This is a genomic window from Burkholderia reimsis, from assembly GCF_003294055.1.
Taxonomy (GTDB): Bacteria; Pseudomonadota; Gammaproteobacteria; order Burkholderiales; family Burkholderiaceae; genus Burkholderia; species Burkholderia cepacia.
Genome location: NZ_QMFZ01000047.1, coordinates 28,446 through 43,409 on the forward strand (window position 1 = coordinate 28,446; position 14,964 = coordinate 43,409).

General features: G+C 67.4%; 15 protein-coding genes and 1 pseudogene. 4 read left to right on the plus strand and 12 right to left on the minus strand.

Going from position 1 to position 14,964, the window contains the following annotated elements; translation table 11 throughout:
- Nucleotides 1-5: 5 nt before the first annotated feature.
- Complete coding sequence (queF, locus tag DPV79_RS35685; RefSeq protein WP_027789146.1) at nt 6-830, plus strand: NADPH-dependent 7-cyano-7-deazaguanine reductase QueF; 825 nt, start codon at nt 6-8, stop codon at nt 828-830.
- A gap of 192 nt (nt 831-1,022) precedes the next feature.
- Here queF and DPV79_RS35690 read toward each other — a convergent pair.
- The 6 genes and pseudogenes from DPV79_RS35690 to DPV79_RS35715 all read right to left on the minus strand — a co-directional run.
- Nucleotides 1,023-1,208: pseudogene (locus tag DPV79_RS35690) on the minus strand (RidA family protein); the annotation flags it as partial.
- A gap of 92 nt (nt 1,209-1,300) precedes the next feature.
- The gene (locus DPV79_RS35695) at nt 1,301-1,654 is read right to left on the minus strand and encodes a DUF1493 family protein (RefSeq protein WP_060219613.1); all 354 of its coding nucleotides are present in this window, start codon (nt 1,652-1,654) and stop codon (nt 1,301-1,303) included.
- Nucleotides 1,654-2,088: an STM2901 family protein gene (locus DPV79_RS35700; protein WP_113047613.1), complete on the minus strand. Its 435-nt coding sequence runs from the start codon at nt 2,086-2,088 to the stop codon at nt 1,654-1,656. The genes DPV79_RS35695 and DPV79_RS35700 overlap by 1 nt, the downstream gene beginning before the upstream one ends.
- Before the next feature lie 352 nt (nt 2,089-2,440).
- Entirely contained in the window at nt 2,441-2,827 is a 387-nt protein-coding gene (locus DPV79_RS35705) for a RidA family protein (RefSeq protein WP_006751946.1), read from the minus strand.
- 124 nt (nt 2,828-2,951) lie between these two features.
- Nucleotides 2,952-4,433: an N-acyl-D-amino-acid deacylase family protein gene (locus DPV79_RS35710; protein WP_059688762.1), complete on the minus strand. Its 1,482-nt coding sequence runs from the start codon at nt 4,431-4,433 to the stop codon at nt 2,952-2,954.
- 2 nt (nt 4,434-4,435) lie between these two features.
- Nucleotides 4,436-5,374: a MurR/RpiR family transcriptional regulator gene (locus DPV79_RS35715; protein WP_113047614.1), complete on the minus strand. Its 939-nt coding sequence runs from the start codon at nt 5,372-5,374 to the stop codon at nt 4,436-4,438.
- Nucleotides 5,375-5,493: 119 nt separating this feature from the next.
- On the opposite strand from DPV79_RS35715, the gene DPV79_RS35720 reads away from it, so the two are divergent.
- Together DPV79_RS35720 and DPV79_RS35725 are read left to right on the plus strand one after the other, a co-directional pair.
- Nucleotides 5,494-6,774 (plus strand): amino acid deaminase, encoded by a 1,281-nt coding sequence (locus tag DPV79_RS35720; protein WP_048023194.1) that lies wholly within the window; start codon nt 5,494-5,496, stop codon nt 6,772-6,774.
- 157 nt (nt 6,775-6,931) lie between these two features.
- Nucleotides 6,932-7,513, plus strand: a complete 582-nt coding sequence (locus tag DPV79_RS35725; RefSeq protein WP_021161332.1) for a DJ-1/PfpI family protein — start codon at nt 6,932-6,934, stop codon at nt 7,511-7,513.
- Between the two features lie 81 nt (nt 7,514-7,594).
- Here DPV79_RS35725 and DPV79_RS35730 read toward each other — a convergent pair whose 3' ends face one another.
- Together DPV79_RS35730 and DPV79_RS35735 are read right to left on the minus strand one after the other, a co-directional pair.
- Nucleotides 7,595-8,041, minus strand: coding sequence for a MarR family winged helix-turn-helix transcriptional regulator (locus tag DPV79_RS35730; protein WP_021161333.1), 447 nt, complete (start codon nt 8,039-8,041; stop codon nt 7,595-7,597).
- 26 nt (nt 8,042-8,067) lie between these two features.
- On the minus strand, nt 8,068-9,663 hold the full coding sequence (locus DPV79_RS35735; RefSeq protein WP_021161334.1) for an MDR family MFS transporter: 1,596 nt from the start codon (nt 9,661-9,663) through the stop codon (nt 8,068-8,070).
- Nucleotides 9,664-9,770: 107 nt separating this feature from the next.
- Here DPV79_RS35735 and DPV79_RS35740 point away from each other — a divergent pair, with 107 nt between their 5' ends.
- Nucleotides 9,771-10,613: an EcsC family protein gene (locus tag DPV79_RS35740; protein ID WP_021161335.1), complete on the plus strand. Its 843-nt coding sequence runs from the start codon at nt 9,771-9,773 to the stop codon at nt 10,611-10,613.
- Here DPV79_RS35740 and DPV79_RS35745 read toward each other — a convergent pair.
- The 4 genes from DPV79_RS35745 to DPV79_RS35760 form a co-directional block, all read right to left on the minus strand.
- On the minus strand, nt 10,583-11,545 hold the full coding sequence (locus DPV79_RS35745) for an alpha/beta hydrolase (RefSeq protein ID WP_113047615.1): 963 nt from the start codon (nt 11,543-11,545) through the stop codon (nt 10,583-10,585). The genes DPV79_RS35740 and DPV79_RS35745 overlap by 31 nt on opposite strands.
- A gap of 89 nt (nt 11,546-11,634) precedes the next feature.
- On the minus strand, nt 11,635-12,069 hold the full coding sequence (locus DPV79_RS35750; RefSeq protein ID WP_021161337.1) for a CHRD domain-containing protein: 435 nt from the start codon (nt 12,067-12,069) through the stop codon (nt 11,635-11,637).
- A 338-nt stretch (nt 12,070-12,407) separates the two neighbouring features.
- Nucleotides 12,408-13,181, minus strand: a complete 774-nt coding sequence (locus DPV79_RS35755) for a class II aldolase/adducin family protein (RefSeq protein ID WP_021161338.1) — start codon at nt 13,179-13,181, stop codon at nt 12,408-12,410.
- A 149-nt stretch (nt 13,182-13,330) separates the two neighbouring features.
- Nucleotides 13,331-14,953 carry a phospholipase D family protein gene (locus DPV79_RS35760; protein ID WP_113047616.1) on the minus strand — a complete coding sequence of 541 codons (1,623 nt, stop codon included), beginning with the start codon at nt 14,951-14,953 and terminating at the stop codon, nt 13,331-13,333.
- Nucleotides 14,954-14,964: the final 11 nt, after the last annotated feature.

Genomic DNA, 14,964 nt, shown 5'->3' on the forward strand with positions numbered 1-14,964 from the left:
CACGCATGAATCCCGAACATTCCCCGCTCGGCAAGGCCACCGTCTACGCGGCCCAGTACGACGCGTCGCTGCTGTTCCCGATCCCGCGCGCCGGCGCGCGCGAGCAGCTCGGCATCGCGTCGGCGCTGCCGTTCTTCGGCACCGACATCTGGAACGCCTACGAGCTGTCCTGGCTCAACGCGCGCGGCAAGCCGCAGATCGCGGTTGCGACCTTCTACGTGCCGGCCGAATCGCCGAACATCGTCGAATCGAAGTCGTTCAAGCTGTATCTCGGCTCGTTCGCGCAGACGAAATTCGACTCGATCGACGCGGTGCGCGACACGCTGAAGCGCGACGTGTCGGCCGCGTGCGGTGCGAGCGTCGCCGTGCAGCTCGTGTCGCCGCACGATTTCGGCAAGCTCGAAATGGACGAACTCGACGGGCTGTCGCTCGACCGGCTCGACCTCGACACCGACGTGTACGAACCCGATCCGTCGCTGCTGTCGGCGGCCGTCGATGAAGCGCCGGTCGAGGAGACGCTCGTGTCCGACCTGCTGCGCTCGAACTGCCCGGTCACCGGCCAGCCCGACTGGGGCAGCGTGCAGATTCACTACGTCGGGCCGCAGATCGACCACGCGGGCCTGCTGCGCTACATCATCTCGTTCCGCAACCACACGGGCTTTCACGAGCAGTGCGTCGAGCGGATCTTCCTCGACATCCTGCACGCATGCAAACCGGTGAAGCTCGCGGTGTATGCACGCTATACGCGCCGCGGCGGGCTCGACATCAACCCGTTCCGCACGAACTACAACCAGCCGATGCCGGACAACGCGCGCAACGCGCGGCAGTGACGGCGGCGGGTGGCCGCCGCGGTTTTTCGTTTGCCGTCTGCCTTTTGCCTTTTGCTTTTTGCCGCCGGCGACGCGCGGCCGCCTCCCCAAATACAACAGCCCGACCGGAATCAACCGGCCGGGCTGTTTTTTATTGAACGAGAAACACGTGAATGCGCCGGGCCCGTTCTGGAGCGGCTCGCCGTTGCGGCGTTACTTCGCCGGTGCCCTGTACGCGATGCAGTCGATGACCATGCTCGACTGCACGCACGCGCGTGCCGGCGGATGCTCGCCGAAGTACGACACGAACACCTTGTTGAACGACGCGAAATCGCGTGCGTCGTCGAGCCACACGCCGCAGCGCACGACGTGCTAGAGACGGCGGCCGGCTTCCCTCAGAAAATGACGGGTACCGGCGGGTGTTTTGGGTCCACCATCGATCCCGATCCCGTTCATTGAATTCGGATCGACCCGCGTGGAAAACCGGCCTTTCACGGCAGTGCGGTCAATCGAGCGGCGTCCCATGCTCTGTCGCTGGCCGCACGATGCAGCATCGCGAGCGTAATCGGTTCCCGCTTGAAGTCGTGCGGCTTTCGAAGTACCCATCGCCGAAATAGCGAGTAAAGCAGCCCCTCGCCTTCCATCAGAAAATATCGGTGGAAATCGAAATCGCCCGTATCGACGGCGAAGCGTTCAAAAAAATGGCCCATGAAATCGTTGGCTTCGTCTCCGGTTTGGCCCAGATCTTCCCAGAGCCGCGTGCTGGCAAAGAGCGGCTTCGATTGGCCGAGCCCCACCTCCGACCTGACAAAAGCTTCGATCTCGTCCCAACTCACGTTTTCCATTAGAACACCTTATCCTCCGGTTTAACGCAGTTGTTGTATCTGGTGACGGTGCCGCTTACGATCCGGAACACGTCGCGCGCAAGCAGCGCCCACCCCAAGCCTGGAACCGCACGCCCGACGAATACGCTCAGCTTCCCGGTCAAAATGATCCGGAACGACTTGATGCTTTGAAGCGTCACGGTTGGCAATATCCTCCTGTTGAGCTGGTAGCGAAAGATCGAACGGGCCATCACGGATGCAATAGACGTCCCTTTCGTCGCCCCGCCAAATTTTTGTCGGGTCGGCAAAATGGGCCATCCGGTCAAAATCAGGATCACGGCTTCGACATCGTCAATCCCGACCTGCGCGCACGTCTCCTCAACTGCGATAAAGAAGAAAAGCTCGGCGGGCGTGAGATCCGCGTGAACGCCATAGCGGTATGTATTGGTCGCCATGAATCGACTTCATGAATTCGTTGATCGGAATGGTGACCATACCGAGCAATTCACTTCATTGGCCCTATCGAGATTCATCGACGCCACGTGCATATTGCACGCCCATCACCGCCGCCGCCCGCCAGACGCGGCATATCGTGCCGCCCTGCCATCGAAAGAGTTTCATTCAAAGTGTCAAGGTTCGATACCGCCCGCATCCACCGCGGCCGGACTCCCACTCGAATGATCTCGACTCCCCCAAGACGGGCACGCATGCTGCCAGCCGCCGGAGACTCATTGACTCCGCATAACGCAAGAAGGCCGGCGCATGCTACCGCGCCGGCCTTCTTACACAAGACTTGTCGCCGCCGTGTTACTTCGCCGGTGCCTTGTACGCGATGCAGTCGACCTCGACCTTGCAGTCGATGACCATGCTCGACTGCACGCACGCGCGTGCCGGCGGATGCTCGCCGAAGTACGACACGAACACCTTGTTGAACGACGCGAAATCGCGTGCGTCGTCGAGCCACACGCCGCAGCGCACGACGTGCTCGAGGCCGTAGCCGGCTTCCTTCAGGATCGCGATCACGTTCTCGATCGTCTGCTTCGACTGCGTGACGATCCCGCCTTCGACGACCTCGCCGTTCACCATCGGCGTCTGGCCCGACACGTACAGCCAGCCGTCGGCCTCGACCGCGCGTGCGAACGGCATCACCTGGCCGCCCGTCCCCTTCGCTTCGCCTACGCCATATCGCTTCATCGTTTCACTCCTTGTTTGTCGACCGCCTCGACGCTTCAGCGCCGGCGCCGGTCCCATGCAACGCACGGTTGCGGATGCGCGCGCCGACGATGGCGCGCGCGGCAGATCGGAACAACAACCGCGTTCAGAACGCGGCGTCGGCACTCGCCGGCACGCGCTCGCCGCGTGCGACGAAGCCGCCGGCGCGCTCGCCGGTCGGCTGGCCGTTTTCGTAGGTCAGCACGCCGTTCACCCACACGGCGTCGATTCCGTGCGCGGGCTGCTGCGGCTTCTCGAACGTCGCGGCGTCGATCACGCGCGCCGGGTCGAACAGCACGAGGTCGGCGTGGTAGCCCACATGCACCTCGCCGCGCCGCGCGATGCCGTAGCGGCGCGCAGACAGCGACGTCATCTTGCGGATCGCCTCCTCGAGCGGCAGCAGGTTCGTGTCGCGCACGTAATGGCCGAGCACGCGCGGGAACGCGCCCCACAGCCGCGGGTGCGGCAGCGGATCGTTCGGCAGGCCGTCGGAGCCCACCATCGTCGCCGGGTGCGACAGGATCCGGCGCACGTCCTCCTCGGACATGTTGTGGTACACGGCGCCCGCCGGGCGGATGCGCTGCGCGGCTTCCTGCTCGGTCACGCCCCAGTCGGCCGCGATCGCCTTCAGCAGCTTGCCCGCCACTTCCGGGTGCGGCTCCGACCAGGTGATCGTGATGTCGATGTCGCCCGTCACCTGCTTCAGGTCGAGCGTCGACGAGCTGCGGCTGTACGGATAGCAGTCGCAGCCGACCGGCTGGTAGCGGCGCGCGCCTTCGAGCGACGCGAGCACTTCGGTGCTGCGCCCCCAGTTCGACGGGCCCGCGCACTTCAGGTGCGAGATCACGACCGGCACGCGCGCATGACGGCCCACCTGGTACGCCTCTTCCATCGCATCGAGGATCGCGTCGAATTCGGTGCGCATGTGCGTCGTGTACAACGCGCCGGCGTTCGCAAGCGGCTCGGCGAGCGCCATCACCTCTTCGGTCGGCGCCGCGAACGCGGAGCCGTACGCGAGGCCCGACGACAGGCCGAGCGCGCCGTTCGCGAGCGCCTCCTCGAGCTGCGCGCGCATCCCGGCGATCTCGCCGTCGGTCGCCGCGCGGTCGAGGCGGTCCATCTGGTTGTTGCGCAGCGCCGTGTGACCGACGAGCGCCGCGACGTTCACGGCCGGACGCGCGTCGTTGACGGCCGCGACGTAGTCGGCGAAGGTCGGGTACTGGAACGCGCCGCGCTCGCCGAGCAGGTTCATCGGATCGGGCGGATCGCCCGCGAGCGTCACCGGCGACGCGCTGATCCCGCAGTTGCCGACGATCACGGTCGTCACGCCCTGCGAGATCTTCGGCACCATCTGCGGCGCGCGGATCACGTGCGTGTCGTCGTGCGTGTGCACGTCGACGAAGCCCGGCGCGAGCGCGCGGCCGTTCGCATCGACGACGGTTTCGGCGAGCCAGTTCGACAGGTTGCCGATCGCCGCGATCACGCCGTTGCGGATCGCGACGTCGCGCGTGACGGGCGGCGCGCCGGTACCGTCGTAAAGCTGCGCGCCGACGATCAGCGTATCGGCGGCTTCGGGATGCGAATGCATGGTCAGTCTCCTACCGGTTGACGGTCTCCGCCGCCGCGGTGCGCATCGAGCGCGTGCTTGATGCGACGCAGCGATTCCCGGCCCGCATCGCCGAGCCGCAACGCGACTCCGGTGACGAGCACGTCGATCGCCATCATCATCGCGTAGCGCGATGTCGACGGCTTGTAAATGAAATCGGTTTCGAAGGCGACGACCGGGATCAGGTGGTCGGCCAGCTTCGCGAGCGGCGAGGCCGGCGCGGTGATCGCGATCAGCTTCGCGCCGTAGCGCTTCGCGAGCCGGCAGCTCTCGAGCAGCTCGGGCACGCGCCCGCTCACCGACAGCGCGACGACGACGGTGTCGCGCGACAACGTCGCGGCCACCATCCGCTGCAGCAGGCTGTCCTGGTAGCTCGCGACCGGCCGGCCGAAGCGCACGAGCCGGAAACGCAGCTCGTCGGCGAGCGCGGTCGAGCCGCCGCCCTGCCCGTACACATAGGTCATCTTCGCGCCGGCGAGCAGGTCGGCGGCTTCCTCGAACGACGTATTGCGCAGCAACTGGTGGTTGTGCGCGAGCGCCACGCGGATCTCGTCGTAGACCATCGACGCGGGGCTCGTATCGTCGGCCGGCGCGTCGTCGGACGGCACGAGAAAGCGCTGGCCGACCGCCGCCGCCTGCGCGACCAGCACCTTCAGTTCGCGCACGTCGCGGCAGCCGACGGCCTTCGCGAAACGCGTGACCGTCGCGACACTGACCTCCGCATCGCGCGCGAGCGCGCCGATGCTCGCATGTGCGGCGCGCGCGAGATCGGCGAGGATGAACGCGGCGACCTTGCGCTCGGCTTCGCGCAGCTCGGGCGCGCATTCGGCGATCCGCGCGACGATGTCGAGGACCGGCGGGGCGGCCGGTGCCGGATAGGGTTCGGCCACTTGCGGAGCGGACGGGTTGGCGGGCGTATTCATCTGCGGAAAAGGGTGCGAAGCTCGATGTTACTAAATAACATCACCGCGCAGATGCTACTTTCTGTACCATCTGCGTGTCAACTTCAGTGCAATGCATAGTGATGATGGAGCGGGATGACATGAAAGTTACAAACTATCAGGAAGCGACGATTGATCCGTTCGGCAAGGGCCTCGGCAATCTGCCGAGCGCGAGCGTGCCGCTCGGCGACGCGGGCCGCCTCGAGTGGAACCTGCTCGCGGAAGACGTCAGCCTGCCGGCCGCCGTGCTTTACGAGGATCGCATCGAACACAACCTGAACTGGATGCAGGCATTCGTCCAGAAGTACGGCGTCAAGTTTGCGCCGCACGGCAAGACGACGATGGCGCCGCAACTGTTCCGCCGCCAGCTCGACGCCGGCGCGTGGGGCATCACGCTCGCGACCGCGCACCAGACGCAAGCCGCGTATCACGGCGGCGTGCGGCGCGTGCTGCTCGCGAACCAGCTGGTCGGCCGCCAGAACATGACGATCATCGCGGGCCTGCTGTCCGATCCCGACTTCGAATTCTTCTGCCTCGTCGATTCCGCGGAGAGCGTCGACCAGCTCGGCCGCTTCTTCGGCGCACTGAAGAAGCCGCTGAACGTGCTGCTCGAGCTCGGCGTGCCGGGCGGCCGCGCGGGTGTGCGCGATGCCGCGCAGCGCGAGGCCGTGCTCGCCGCAATCGCGCGCTATCCGGACACGCTGAAGCTGGCCGGCATCGAACTCTACGAAGGCGTGCTGAAGGAGGAAGGCGAGATCCGCACGTTCCTGCAGGAAGCGGTCGCGCTCACGCGCGAACTGGCCGAGGCAGGCCGCTTCGCGCGTACGCCGGCGATCCTGTCCGGCGCCGGTTCGGCGTGGTACGACGTGGTCGCGGAAGAATTCGCGAAGGCGTCCGACGCGGGCTTCGCGGAAGTCGTGCTGCGTCCGGGCTGCTACCTGACGCACGATGTCGGCATCTACAAGAAGGCGCAGACCGACGTGTTCGCGCGCAACCCGATCGCACGCACGATGGGCGAAGGGCTGCTGCCCGCGCTGCAGTTGTGGGCCTACGTGCAGTCGGTGCCCGAGGCCGACCGTGCGATCGTCGCGCTCGGCAAGCGCGACGCGGCGTTCGACGCTGGGCTGCCGGAGCCGGCGCGCCACTTCCGCCCGGGCCGCGACACCGCCCCGCGCGACGTCGCCGCCGCCGAAGGCTGGGCCGTCACCGGGATGATGGACCAGCACGCGTACCTGCAGATCCCGCCGGGCGCGGACGTGAAGGTCGGCGACATGGTCGCGTTCGACATCTCGCACCCGTGCCTGACGTTCGACAAGTGGCGCCAGGTGCTCGTGCTCGATCCGCAGTTCCGCGTGACGGAAGTCGTCGAAACCTTCTTCTGACGCACGTCGCGCGCACCGCCCCGCCGCGCGCGCGGGGCGGCCGTCACGCGCGCTTCAAGCGGCCGGAGTACACTGCGCTTTCGTCCTCGGGGCCCCGGGCGGGCATAACAATCGTCTGCCGCGGCGGGCCCTCAACGCAGCTCCACTGGAGAAAGCCATGGCCGCGAAGAAGATCCTGTTCCTGACCGGCGATTTCGCCGAAGACTACGAAACGATGGTGCCGTTCCAGGCGCTGCAGGCGGTCGGCCACCACGTCGATGCAGTCTGCCCGGGCAAACGCGCGGGCGACAAGATCAAGACCGCGATCCACGATTTCGAAGGCGACCAGACCTACACCGAGAAGCCCGGCCACCAGTTCACGCTGAACGCGGCATTCGACGACGTCGACGCCTCGCGCTACGACGCGCTCGCGATCGCGGGCGGCCGTGCCCCCGAATACCTGCGACTCGATCCGAAGGTAATCTCGCTCGTGCGCGAGTTCGCCGAAGCCGGCAAGCCGATTGCCGCGATCTGCCACGCGGCGCAACTGCTCGCGGCCGCCGACGTGATCCGCGGCAAGCGCATCTCGGCCTACCCGGCCTGCGCGCCCGAGGTGAAGCTCGCGGGCGGCGAATATGCGGACATTCCGGTCGACGCGGCCGTGACCGACGCGCCGTTCGTCACCGCGCCCGCATGGCCCGCGCATCCGGCCTGGCTCGCGCAGTTCCTCGCGCTGCTGGGCACGCGCATCGAGCTTTGAACCCGCAGGGAATCGAAATGAGATGAAGTGCCGGGCCGGCGCGGCGTACTCACGCCGGCCCGCGCCGCCCTGCCCCGTGCTTCAACGCGCGGCCGGCGTCGAGCCGACGTCCGCGATCCGCGATTCCAGCATCGCCAGCGCGCCCGACAGCGCATTCAGCACGTCGTCCGGCAATTGCGCCATCGTCTGTTCGAGAAACGCCTTGCGGCGCGGCAGGCATGCGTCGAACGCGGCGCGGCCGGCGTCCGTCAGCGTCACGTTGGTCACGCGATTGTCGCGTGCGTCGGATTCGCGCTCGATCCAGCCGAGCGCGTCGAGCGACTTCAACTGGCGCGTGAGCGCGCCCGGATCGATGCGCAGCACTTCGACGAGCTTCTTCTGCGACGAATGCCCGCCCATCGTGTGCAACGCGACCATGATGCGCCAGCGCGGCATCGGTTGCCCGACGTGCGTCTCGAATGCGGTCATGAACGCGCGATACGTCCGTCCGAATTGCTGCAAGATCGCGACGCGGTCCTGTTCTTCCATGCGCTCAGTTCTACTCGTTCAATCGTTCAATCGGCCGCGACATGCGGTTCGATCTTGCGCCGCAGCGCGATCGGCGGCACGCGGCGGCACTGCCACACCGACACCACGGCGACGACGGCCGCCATCGCGACGCCCACGTGAATCGCGCCGACGAGCGATTCGCGGGCCGCTTCCAGCAGCAGCGCGCCATTATGCCCGGCACGGGTCAGCTCCGCGACAAGGCCGCCCTGCGCGGCGCGATCGATCAGGATCTGCGGATCGGCGAGCTGTGCGTGCCACTGCATCGCGTGATCGGCCGACAGCGCATCGCGCACGCCGCCCGAGTACATCTGGTTGACGAGCGTGCCGGTCAGCGCGGTGCCGATCATCCCGCCGACCATCCGCAGCGACTGCAGCAGCGCCGTGGCGATGCCGAGGTGCTCGCGGCCGGCCGTCTGCTGCGCGAATACGGTGAGGTTCGGCAGCACGAAGCCGAGCCCGATGCCGCCCGCGACCATCAGCGCCATCAGCAGCCATTTCGGCGTCGTGTGGGTCGACACGACGACGCCCGCGCAGGTGATCGCGAACAGCACGAAACCGACGTGCAGCATCGCGTTCGGATTGCGGATACGCGTGACGACACGGCCGTTCATGATGCTGCCGATCGTGATGAACACGACGAGCGGCGTGATCACGAGCCCCGCCTCCTTCGGCGACATCCCGAAGCCGCCCTGGAACAGCAGCGGCGCGTAGAACAGCAGCGAGAACATCGAGAAGCCGGCGAGGATCGCCAGCACGAAGAGCGCCGACAGCGCGCGGTTGCCGAACATGTCGAACGGCAGGATCGGCTGCGCGCAGCGCTTCTCCCAGTGCCACAAGCCGAAACCGGCCGCGACCGCGACGACGAGCAGCAGCGACGCCCAGCTCGCGACGCCGTACTTCGGCAGCCATTCGACGAACAGTTGCAGCGCGCCGAGCGACAGCGCGATCAGCAGCGCGCCCGGCCAGTCGAGCCGCATCTTGCGATCGTGCTCGACGTGGCGCAGGTGCGGCAGGTAACGCCACACGAACAGCAGCGACAGCAGGCCGATCGGCAGGTTCACGTAGAACACCGAGCGCCAGCCGAACGACTGGGTCAGCACGCCGCCGAGCGACGGACCGACCGCGTTCGCGATGCCGAACGCGGAGCTCATCAGCACCTGCCAGCGCAACCGCACGACGGAATCGGGGAACAGGTCGGGGATGCACGCGAACGCGGTGCCGACCAGCATCCCGCCGCCGATCCCCTGCAGCCCGCGCGCGAGCACGAGCATCAGCATGTCGTTCGCCATTCCGCACAGCACGGACGCGCCGGTGAACACGACGATCGACACGATGACGAACGGCTTGCGCCCGTAATAGTCGCCGAGCCGGCCAAAGATCGGCACCGTGATCACGGAACTGAGCAGGTACGAGGTCGCGACCCACGCGTACAGGTCGAACCCCCGAAGCTCGGCGACGATGGTCGGCAACGCGGTGCCGACGACGGTCTGGTCGAGCGCGACGAGCATGGTGACGAACGAGATTCCGATCATCGCCAGCAGCGATTCGCGGAACGGCAGGACTTGCCCGCTCGAATGGTGGGCGGCTGTATGGACGGCCATTTTTTGTTGGCGCAACTTTTGACGAGTCAAACAATCTCGAAATTCTAGCATGCGGGAGTAATCTAGGCTGGCGACGGTCAAACCGTTCCAGACCGCCAAGGAGAAAGATGGAACCGATTTCAATCCCCCCCGCCACCACGCTGTCGCAGGACGATCGGGACGCGCTGTGGCGCGCGAAGCAGGTGCTGGAAAGCCCGTCGCTGACGATGAAGCTGACGGGCATGCTGGGCGCACCGGTCGAGAAAATGATCGCCCGGCTGCCGGATTTCGCGACCGGCAAGATCAACGACGCGACGCAGCTCGCGCTGCGCAAGTGCCTGAACATCGCGCTGCGCACGCTCGGCAAGCCGCCCGCGCCGGACGCCGAGCCCGACAAGCCGAGCAACCTGCTGCACAAGCTCGCGGTCGCGACGACCGGCGCGGCGGGCGGCGCGTTCGGCTTTCTCGCGCTGCCGGTCGAGCTCCCGGTGACGACGACGCTGATCTTCCGCTCCGTGTGCGACATCGCGCGCAGCGAGGGTGAAGACCTGGGCTCGGTCGATACGCAGCTGCAATGCCTGGCCGTGCTCGGCATGGGCGGCAACCCGGACAAGCAGGAAGAGGACGCCGATCTCGGTTATTTCGTGCTGCGCGGCGCGCTCGCGCAGGCGATCTCGAAGGCGTCGTCCGACATCACGACGAAGGGCATCGCCGCGCACAGCTCGGCGGCCGTGTTCAAGCTCGTGCAGACGGTGGCGTCGCGCTTCTCGGTGCAGGTGACCGAGCAGATGGCCGCGAAGTCGATTCCGGCGATCGGCGCCGTGCTCGGCGCGACCGTCAATACGCTGTTCATCGACCACTTCCAGCAGATGGCGCACGGCCACTTCACCGTGCGCCGACTCGAGCGCAAGTACGGCCCGGCGGCCGTCAAGGCCGCCTATCAGGCAATCGACGTCTCGCCGGCGCGCTGAACCGCGCGCTCGACCGCGACGCGACGCAGGAACGCGGCCGCGCGGTCGAGCGCGTCGCGTGCTTCCGGCACCATCGGCGCGTACAGCTGCCACACGTGCGGCATGTCCGGCCACACCTCGATCTCCACCGCCACCCCGGCGGCCTTCGCCTTCTCGGCGACGCGGCGCGAATCGTCGAGCAGCACCTCGGTGCTGCCGACCTGGATATACAGCGGCGGCAGGCCCGCGAAATCCGCATAGAGCGGCGACGCGTACGGATTCGTCCCCGGCTCGTCGCCGAGGTACAGCTTCGCGGCCTTCGGCAGCGCCGCGCCCGCGAACATCGGATCGGCGCCGTCGTTCGTGCGCAGCGTGACGCCGGTGGCGGCCAGGTCGGTCCATGGCGAGAACAGGATCGCGCCGGCCGGCAGCGGCTCGCCGCGATCGCGCAGCGCGACGAGCGTCGCGAGCGCGAGGCCGCCGCCCGCCGAATCGCCGCCGAACACGATCGACTCGGGCGGCGTGCCGAGCGCCAGCAGCTGCCGGTACGCGGCCAGCGCGTCGTCGAGCGCGGCCGGGAAACGGTTTTCGGGCGCAAGCCGGTAGTCGAGCGAGAACGAGCGCACGCCCGCGCGCTTCGTCAGGCCGAACACCAGCGGCCGATGGGTCTTCGTCGAACAGAAGTAATAGCCGCCGCCATGGAAGTACAGCAGCGTGCGGCCCGACCCGCGCCCCGCGCCCGCGTCGGTGCGCTCGAGCCATTCGCCGCGCAGCGGCGCGTCGCCCGCGCCGTAGCACTGGCGCAACCGGTAGCCCGACGGCGCGCGGCGCGGCACCATCATCCGCAGGTCGGTAAAGCGCCGTGCGCGGGCGGGATCGAGCACCTCGCGCGTGGTCTCGGGACGGAACTGCCAGCGCAGCAGCCAGCAGGCGAACTTGCTTTGCCAACTCATCGGACGCACTCCGTATTCGCAGTGTGACGATGGTACGTGCGATCGTTCCCGCACCGCTCGACAGGTGCCTCCATATCAAACGCCGGCGCTCAGTTCGCCGGCATCACCTGGCCGCGGATCTCGCCGGCCGGGTGCTCCTTCGTATGGACGTTGAAATACCACTTGCCGCCCATCAGGTCGGTGACCTGCGCGTCGGTGAGTGCCTTCGAACCCTTGATCGGGCTCGCCAGCTCGTCCTTTGGAATCGGCACCTGCACGCCCGCGTTCTGGCCGACCGGCGCGGGCCCGTGGAAATGCGCGGCGGTGGCCGGGCCGGTGAGGTGTTCGTAACGGACCGTCCACTGCAGCATGTGCGTTGCCGTGTCGTAGGTGGCCTCGACGTCGCCCGAGCCCTTGGTCGCCGTCGGCGGCACCTCGCTCGACGGCTGGAGATTGGCGGACAGGCGCACCGTTTCGGCGGCGGCGGTGCCGGCGGCCAGCACACCCGCGAGTAACGCGACCTGGAGCAAACGCAGCTTGAGCATGGACTCTCCTTGTACGACGTTGTACGCCGACCGAACGGCGGCGCCACACATGATGGTAGTCGATTGCCGCCGATCCGGGAGCCCGCCGAACGGCCATGCCGCAAAACGCCGCAGCGCGCTCGGCAGGCCAGTCTGCCTCAGGCTGGAAGGGACCTTTGCAGCCTGATGGCTGAATCCGCGTGCGGCCTTTCGCTACACTTCATCTCACAGTTGCTTGTTTCCTTCGTCCGAAGGAGTCTGCGAGTATTCACGCGGCCACCCGGCCGCGTTTTTTTTGCCCGCCGCCAGATTCGGGACCTGCCGCATCGAGCCTCACGAAGCGATCACGCCGCCCCGCGTCACGCCCGATAACCGGGATCGATGCGATCGACGATACGCTGCAGTGCGTCGAACGCATCCTGCCCCGCGCCATGCTTCGGATCGAAATTCAGCGAATCGCGCACGCACCCTTCGAGCACGGGCGGCGCGATCGCCAGTGCGTCGCCGATCGCATGCGTGGCGACCTGCACCTCGCACGCGCGATTGAGCAGCCACATCAGCGAGAACGTCTGCGCGAGCGTCGCGCCGATCGTCACGGGCCCATGGTTGCGCAGCAGCAGCACGGGCCGCCCGCCCGCGCTCTCGACGATGCGCCGCCCCTCCTCCAGATGCACGGTGATGCCCTCGAAGTCGTGATACGCGATCTTCCCGTACAGTTGCGCCGAATAGAAATTCGAGAACGACAGCCCGTCGCGCGAACAGCACACGGCCATCGTCGGCGTCGTGTGCACGTGCATCACGCAGTGCGCATCGGGCAGCGCCGCATGGATCGCACTGTGGAACGTGAAGCCGGCCGGATTGATCGGCCAGTCGGAATGACCGATCACGTTGCCGTCGATGTCGATCTTCACGAGGTTCGACGCGCACACCTCGCGGTAATGGAGCCCGAACGGGTTGATCAGGAAGTGCCCGTCCTCGCCCGGCACGCGCAGCGAGATATGGTTGTAGATCAGCTCGGTCCAGCCGAGATGGTCAAAGATGCGGTAAGCCGCCGCGAGCTGCACGCGCGCCTGCCATTCGGCTTCGGAGAAACGGGCGGGACGCGTGAACGGCTGGTTCGGGACACGTTGCATGGGGGGAACTCCGGTTGCGGATGTGCGCGGCACGCGTGGCGCGGGCCGCCCGGCGGCGCCGGCCGGCGCGCCACACTCGTTGCGCGCACAACCATATCACCTTTGCCCGCGCACCGGAAACGCGGGTTTAGCCGGAGCGCTTCCGTCCCCTAAAGCTGGTCGTCGACCGGCAGCAGCATGAAGACGCCGGTCATCAGGTTGCGCAGCAGCCCCGCGTGCGGATCGACGTGATAGACGGCCGGCTTGCCGTCGTCCGTGCCCGTCCATTCGAGTTCGGGCGTGCTGCCGCCCGCCGGCGTCACGAGGCTCACGCGGTAGCTTTCGTCCGGCTGCGCCGCGCGCGCGAAGATCTGCGCGACCTGCTCGGCGAGCGCCGGGCTATGGATCACCAGCGCCAGTTCGGTGTTCAGGTGCGCGGAACGCGGATCGAGGTTCATCGAGCCGATCACGAGGATCTTCCGGTCGATCACGTACGCCTTCGCGTGCAGGCTCGCGCGCGAACGCGACCCGAACAGGCGCGGACGCTGGCGACCCGGCTGCGCCTTGAACTCGTACAGCTCGACGCCGTGTTGCAGCAGCGGCACGCGGTACGGCCCGTAGCCGGCCTGCACGGCGACCGCGTCGGTCGCGGCGAGCGAATTGGTCAGGATCGCGACGCGCACGCCGCGCGCGGTCGTGTCGCCGAGGATCTTCACGCCCGCGTCGTGCGGCACGAAATACGGCGAGAACGCGAGGAATTCCCGCTGCGCGCCGCGCGTCAGCTCGACGAGGCGCTGCATCGGCGGGCTCACGTACGCGTCGGTCGGCTGCGCGACCTTGTCGGGCGCGTCGACCTTGAACTCCGCCGGCGCCCACACGAGCCCGAGCTCGTCGCGCGCGATCTGCTGCGCGAGCGGCGTCGCGTTCAGCGGCTTCGCGTTGTACGGATCGGCATTCTTGCGCCAGTGCTCGCGCAGCTCGTCGCGCATCGCGTCGAGCTCCTTCGGATCGAACGACTGATGATTCAGCACGCGCAGCGGATAGCTGCTCGCGCTCGACCAGTAGGTGTCGAAGCTCGCCGAGGCGTCGTTCGTCACGGGGCCCGCGGCGAGCACGTCGAGATCGCGGAACTGCAGCGTCGGGCTCGCGCTGAAGTATTCGTCGCCGAGGTTGCGGCCGCCGACGATCGCGATCTGGTTGTCCGCGATCATCGCCTTGTTGTGCATCCGGCGCGTGAAGCTGTCGATGCGCGTGAAGAAGTTGGCCGTGCGCTCGACCATCCCCTGCGATGCGCCGAACGGGTTGAACACGCGGATCTCGATGTTCGGGTGCGTGTTCAGCGCGGCCATCACGCGATCGATGTCGCGGAAATTCAGGTCGTCGACCAGCATCCGCACGCGCACGCCGCGATCGGCCGCGTAGAGCGCTGCGGCGAGCAGCAGCTTGCCGGTCGTGTCCTCGGTCGCGATGTAGTACTGCATGTCGAGCGTCTTCGTCGCGGCGCGCGCGAGCGCGATGCGCATCTGCAACGCCTGCGCGCCGTCGGCCAGCAGCCGGAAACCCGACTGGCCCGGATGCGCGGCCTCGGGCGCGGCCAGCGCATCGCGCAACGGCGTCGCGGTATCGGGCGGCAACGCATGGGAGACCGGGCGATCGAGCGTGGTGGCGGGCGGATGCGTCGCGCACGCGGCGACGAGCGACAGGAGTACGCAGGCGGCCAGCGCGCGGGCCGGGCGGCATGCGGCGCGCCACGACAGCGCGGCCGGTGCGCGCCGGATCAGGGACGTGAACACGAAGACTTCCT